This is a genomic window from Pseudoalteromonas sp. GW168-MNA-CIBAN-0100 (genome assembly GCF_040309225.1).
Lineage (GTDB): Bacteria > Pseudomonadota > Gammaproteobacteria > Enterobacterales > Alteromonadaceae > Pseudoalteromonas > Pseudoalteromonas arctica.
In genome coordinates this window covers 1-242 of record NZ_JBEOOL010001006.1, presented here as the reverse complement: position 1 = coordinate 242, position 242 = coordinate 1, and the positions used below count along the sequence as shown (strand labels likewise).

Sequence of the window (242 nt, the reverse complement as noted above, 5' to 3'; positions counted from 1 at the left end):
TTTGGTAATAAGCGCCATTGGCGTGGGCAGCGCCGCCTATGAAGCGGGTAACCTTAGTGGCGCTAGCATGGGTTTAATAAAGATATTTCCGACAATAAATGCGCAAATATGGACGCCGCTCATTGCTTTTATTAGCGCATTTTTACTGTACAGCGGAAAACATAAAGTGGTAGAAAACGCGCTCATTTTATTAGTGATTTTAATGAGCCTAGTGTTTATTTCTACTTTAGTTATGTCTGCTC

At 41.3% G+C, this 242-nt stretch carries 1 protein-coding gene; it reads left to right on the top strand.

Translation table 11 applies throughout. The features are described 5' to 3' along the window. On the top strand, positions 1–242 hold a 242-nt coding region (locus AAEY62_RS24385), incomplete at both ends, for a divalent metal cation transporter (protein WP_350637056.1).